The organism is Roseateles sp. P5_B10, assembly GCF_056400485.1.
Map to the genome: position 1 here is coordinate 1 of NZ_JBFULE010001745.1, position 529 is coordinate 529.

Sequence of the window (529 nt, forward strand, 5' to 3'; positions counted from 1 at the left end):
GATGTCGTTGGTCGGTCAGATACTCCGGATCGTCATGACATGCGCCGACGTCGCGCGGTGGCAGCATGCGACGCGMAGATCCATCTCCATCGCCTCAGGCTGACCTGTCGCGGTGGCTTTGGTAATCGGCTTGTGATCTTTGACGATGGCAAGGACGTTGCCAAGGGCCTGGCCGTTGCAAGTCACACGGTGCTGATCTGCAGTCCTGCTCGTCTGTTGCAACGCAATGATGCGCGAATGTCGTCAGGTCGCGCTGAAGCCGCCATCYGCCGATAACACATGGCCGACGATGTAGCCGGCATCGTCGGACGCGAGCCATACCACGGCTTCCGCGACTTCATGCGGCTGGCCCATACGCCGGATCGGCAGGCCGGCTGCGACGGCCGACATGTCGGCGATCCCCGAGGCCAGCATCATGTCGGTGACGACGCGGCCCGGCGCCACCGCATTGATGCGGATGCCGCGGGGCCCGCATTCCATCGCCGCCGAACGCATCAACGAGATCACCGCGGCTTTCGAGGCGGAATAT

General features: G+C 63.6%; 1 protein-coding gene. It reads right to left on the reverse strand.

The window, feature by feature from the left end; genetic code table 11:
• Positions 1–243: 243 nt before the first annotated feature.
• Positions 244–529: SDR family NAD(P)-dependent oxidoreductase (locus AC1DU6_RS35665; RefSeq protein WP_477863351.1), on the reverse strand; the 286-nt coding region annotated here is incomplete at its 5' end.